Here is a 5,124-nt window from a genome sequence, read left to right as displayed (position 1 = left end):
TCTTTCCGGGAGATGTCCACCGGGAAGGAGGAAAGCTAATGTACAAGGCTTTTTATTCCCTTTCCCGGGAGCCCTTTGTCAAGGGTTTAAAAACAGCCGATTCTTTTGTTTCTGCGGCTTTTGCCGAAGCACGAGCCCGGCTGGATTATCTTAAAAAGGTAAAGGGCATGGGGCTTTTAGTCGGTGAGCCGGGTGCCGGAAAGACTTTCACCCTCAGGGCTTTTGCCGATTCTTTGAATCCTTCTTTGTACAAGGTGATTTATTTCCCTTATCTCAAAGAATTTTGCCGACAATTTAACGTGGTTATCGAAGAAGTAGATGACCGGCCCAATAAAGAACCGCAAGAAGAACTGGTAGAAGACATGATAGCCATAGTAACCGGTTTTTCAGCCAGACTTTACGGAAAACGCGGCGGTAGAGTGGCAAAAAAGCTGGTGCAGGTCAAGTTTAACCTCAACTCCCGCCAGGCCAACGATGCGGTGTATGATGCCCAAAGCACCATCAAAAGCCAATATGAATTGGTAAAGTTACATTACGCCAATGCCCTGGCCAAAGTAGAGTTTACCCAAAAGCGAATAACTAAAGCCAAATCGTCCAAGAAAAAAGCCAACCTGCAAAAACGACTGGAAAAGGAACAGAGGAAGCTGGCAGACTGGCAAAAACACCTGGAAGCCAAGACCTTTCCGACAATAGTTTTCGGAGGAAAGAGACTGTTTCTGGAAAGGTGTAAGGGCAATATCACCCGGGAAGAGTGGCAGGAAGCAAGAAGCAACCGTTACCTGTCCCGGGGAGACAAAACCAAGGGCGGCAACTTGAATACACGATTATACGAAGTTGATGGTCAAATCTATCTTGATATAGCAGCGGAACAGGTGCCGACGGAGAAATCTGTCAGATATAACCGGATTACAGTGCTGGTCTAATTGGCTCATAAACCCTCAAAAAAAACAAGAAAAATCAATGGTCGAAACTACCAGCAGATGGTTTTGGACTACCTTAAAACAGGTGGCTCCTACCAAGTAGAAATAATTCGTAAGGACGGCAGGTACTATATTCATGTCACCATCGAAGAAGATATGCCGGATCCCTATCATGCCCACGGTGCTGTTGGGGGGCAAAAGAAACAGGCGGTGCCCTGGCAGTAGAAGATAGGAATTCTGAAATACCAGCACCAGTACGGATTATCAAACCACCAGGCAGCAGCCTTAGTGATAGCCCGGAGGGGTCTGGGGTTTGACTATGAAAGAGTTCCTAAACGGTTGGTAGACAGGTTTATTAAAGCAAAAGAAGGCTTTAAAAAGTTAAATAACTGGCAGCAGTGGTCTGCTGTCAAGAAAGCAATATTAAAACAGCTAAAGAAGAAAGGAGTGAACAGCCTGGTTTCCTGGCAGGTTCACCGGAAAGAACTGTTAGGTGTAGGGTAAGACCCTATTCTCATAAGTTTGCGTTATGGCAGCAGTACACGCTGTGAAAGGCTGCTGTCAAAAGTTAACTACCGAGGCAAGGGTAACACCCTTTCCGGGCCGGACGGACAGCATAAGCTGACGGCGGTGAACCGCAAGGTAAACCACCCGGAACATAAGCGAGAGCTTATGGCCCGGCAGTTGAATCCTGTGACACTGCCGCCCGTTAGTCGGACGGGTGAAAAACTTACGCTATATTTTAAGTAAGTATGCGTAAGTTTTAGAAACCAGGTACCTTATGCTAAGCATAGAACAAATTAAGTATTTTTTAGCAATCGTAGAATATGGAAGTTTAAATAAAGCCTCACAATATCTGTATATCTCGCAACCCGCGCTTACTAAACAATTGGGTCTATTGGAAAAATCCTTGGGCTGTTCCCTGTTATTAAGAACTCCAACCGGAATAAAACTTACACCTGCCGGTAGATATTTCTATGAACGTTGTAATTTAATAATGGAAACAATAAACGAAACAATAAAGCAGATAAAATCATTTGATAAAGAAAATGTTATCAAAATTGGCGGTCTGCCAAATTTAATAACATATTTTTTGCCTAAATATATCGAGAAGCTTAAAATGATGAATTATGAAGTTTATATAGAAGCTATGCATACTAATTCTCAGCTGATCAACAGTGTAAAGAATGACTTTTTAAATATTGCTTTTGTATCTGATGCTGTACAAGAATCGGATATTGCTATTTTTCCATTAGTAGTAGAGCCATTTTTCGTGGTTATGTCAGCATCTCACCCTATGGTTAAAACTGAAGAAATTGATTTTTTATCTATAGTAAAGGAAAAGTTAATATTATATAAAGACCCCTGCCCTATAAGGGCTGCTATTCGCAATCATTGCAGCTTTATGGGTGTTACACCAAATATAACACTTGAATTGGAACTAACTGAGTCATTAATTAATTATGTAGAAAAGGGATTTGGCATAACCATAGTACCTAAAATGGTAGCAGATAGTATGAGCAACCAAGGAGTTATAGCACGAGAAATAAAAAAATTCCCTCTGCACAGAGTTGTATCTGCTGTATTGAAAAAGGATTGCGTGTCTTCCTATAAATCGCTCCTGTTTGATATTTAAACAATCCCAGTTTAATAGCCAGAAACCGTGTTGTAACTAATTCAAACCAGAGGTATATGTCACCGGCTGGCGCAGTAGGTACCGGCAAAACACATCTGGCCATAGCCTTAGGGGGTTGAGGCCTGTCGGAAGGGAAAAATTGTACGTTTCTTTCGTGTATCCGACTTGGTGAGTGTGCTACAACAGAAACATGCCGAAGGTACCCTGACCAAATTCCGTAAAGAATTACTGAAAGCAGACTTATTAATACTGGACGAACTAGGGTGCGTACCATTTCATCAGACCGGGTCGGAATTACTTTTCCATGTCATCGCCGTTTGCTATGAACGCCAGAGTGTAATAGTGACTTCCAACCTAGAGTTTGGACAATGGGCAGCATTTTTGGTGATACAAAATTAACAGCCGCCCTAGTTGACAGGTTGGTACACCACGCCCATATTTTAGCCTTCAGCGGAGATAGATACCGCTTGCGGCATTGAAGGCGGGGGTTGAGGTAAGGGAGGTTTTATTGTAAAGATAGGGCAAGAAAAATGGAGAAAAACCAAGAATATTCTTGAAAAAATCAAAAAATAGTAAAATTTCATATAACAGTACAATAAATAAGTTTTTTGTACATTTTTATGTGATAATTTTATATGTGAAATTAGATGTATATTGGGCAAACCCGTCGAAAGGCGGTGGCGCAAAGCCAAGGGCCTAAGGAGTAAAGAAATTCTATGGCAGCCGGTTGCAGCAAAGAAAGACTCTATGCTTCTGGCATAGAGTTTTTTAATATACGAGTTGTCAAGGTTAGACAGCTTCTGGTGCAAAGCCCAGACGGGAGGTGTGGTTAATATGGAAGAAATAAAAACTATGGAAGAACATAAGCTTTTGCAACGGCTACACGCCACGTTCATCGAACATACCGCCGTCATGCTCCTCATCGAGCCTATAACCGGCAAAATCGTAGAAGCCAATCCTGCCGTCTGTACTTTTTACGGCTATACCAGGGAAGAAATCTTAAACATGCATATTCAGGACATCAACATGCTGCCCAAGGAAGAAGTAGAAAGACGGCGGCTCATGCCCTTAAAGGAAAAACAAAGGTATTTTGTTTTCCCGCATCGTTTAAAGAGCGGGGAAATCAGGCTGGTTGATGTTTATTCCTGCCCTGTAACTTATAGCGGAGAAAAATTGCTTTTTTCCATCATTTTCGATGTTACGGACCGGGAGAAGTATAAAGTAGAACTATACCGGGAAAAAGAACTGCTGCGTACCACCCTCCTTTCCATCGGCGACGGAGTAGTCACCACCGACCAAACAGGCAGAATAACATCAATGAATAAAGTGAGCGAAGAGATTACAGGCTGGGATGAAGAAGAAGCAAAAGGCAGACTTTTTTCAGAGGTTTTCAAACTAGTCAACGAAGCTACCGGGGAAGAGATTGAAGAACCAGTAGCTAAAGCGCTCCGGACGGGAAAAACTATCGGCTTGGCTAATCATACAGCTTTAATTAGCAAAGACGGGCGTAAGATACCAATAGCCTACAGCGCTGCTCCCATCAAAGACGAAAAAGGGCAAACTTTCGGTGTGGTCATGGTTTTCCGTGATGTTACCCGGGAAAAAGAACAGCAGGAGAAAATCCTCTACTTAAGCCACCATGATTCCCTGACGGGACTATTCAACCGCCGGTTTATGGAAGAACAAATCAAGCGGCTGGATATGTCCCGGGAACTGTCTCTTACAGTAATTATGGGCGATGTCAACGGGCTGAAACTGGTTAACAATGTCTTCGGCCACGAAGACGGGGACAAGCTCCTTAAAAAAGCGGCAGAGACAATAAAGGAAAGCTGCCGGAAAGAAGACATCATCGCCCGCTGGGGAGGGGACGAATTTCTTATCCTCATGCCCCGGACTTCCGCCAAAACCGCAGAAGAAATCATTGAACGGATTAAAAACAGGTGTTTGAAGGATAGCGACGGACCCGTGCAACTTAGCATAGCCATGGGTTATGCGGTGAAGACAAAAGCATCAGAAAGCCTCTGGCAAATTGTGAAAGAAGCAGAGGAATGGATGTACCGTCATAAGCTTCTTGAGAGCAAAAGCTACCATAATGGCATTATCAATACCCTGCTTGCCACCCTGTTTGCCAAAAGCATGGAAACGGAGGAACATGCCGAACGTTTGAAAAACTACTGCCTTACAATAGGCAGAGAAATGGGACTTTCTGTAAAAGAACTGGGCGAGCTGGCTTTATTAGCTGTGCTGCATGACATTGGAAAAGTAGGTATTTGTGAATTTGCAAATTAAAACTGCACCTGTTTTTCACAAACAAATGGCATAAAATGTCGCCATAATATGATAATCTTGCAAATAAATTTGGTTATTGGTAATATCCTTTTTCACAATATCATGCTAATATGGCAAAAAAACGGCCACACAAAGGTGTGACCGAACGGGATAACTACAACCCCATTTCCTGGATCGCCAGGCGAACAACTTCCTCGTCAATCAACTCCTTCTTGGCCTGGTAACCACACAACAGGCAATGGGTAGCTAAATTATTAACCAAGCGAGGCCAGCCACGGG

General features: G+C 43.1%; 2 protein-coding genes, 3 pseudogenes and 1 riboswitch. All 5 genes and pseudogenes read left to right on the top strand.

What is annotated here, in order from left to right:
• Nucleotides 1-38: 38 nt before the first annotated feature.
• A pseudogene (locus BUB67_RS17360) lies at nucleotides 39-311 on the top strand (AAA family ATPase); the annotation flags it as partial.
• Between the two features lie 51 nt (nucleotides 312-362).
• A pseudogene (locus tag BUB67_RS17355) lies at nucleotides 363-1,424 on the top strand (IS200/IS605 family accessory protein TnpB-related protein).
• A 277-nt stretch (nucleotides 1,425-1,701) separates the two neighbouring features.
• Nucleotides 1,702-2,556: a LysR family transcriptional regulator gene (locus BUB67_RS15735; protein WP_003543356.1), complete on the top strand. Its 855-nt coding sequence runs from the start codon at nucleotides 1,702-1,704 to the stop codon at nucleotides 2,554-2,556.
• A gap of 168 nt (nucleotides 2,557-2,724) precedes the next feature.
• Nucleotides 2,725-3,035 (top strand): annotated as a pseudogene (locus BUB67_RS17045) (ATP-binding protein).
• Between the two features lie 168 nt (nucleotides 3,036-3,203).
• Nucleotides 3,204-3,291, top strand: a riboswitch (cyclic di-GMP riboswitch).
• A gap of 99 nt (nucleotides 3,292-3,390) precedes the next feature.
• Nucleotides 3,391-4,845, top strand: coding sequence for a PAS domain-containing protein (locus BUB67_RS15725; protein ID WP_238457092.1), 1,455 nt, complete (start codon nucleotides 3,391-3,393; stop codon nucleotides 4,843-4,845).
• Nucleotides 4,846-5,124 lie beyond the last annotated feature (279 nt).

The organism is Desulforamulus putei DSM 12395, assembly GCF_900129195.1.
Classification (GTDB): Bacteria; Bacillota; Desulfotomaculia; order Desulfotomaculales; family Desulfotomaculaceae; genus Desulfotomaculum; species Desulfotomaculum putei.
Note: the sequence above shows the minus strand (reverse complement) of the source record. Positions and strands in the feature narration are given on the sequence as shown.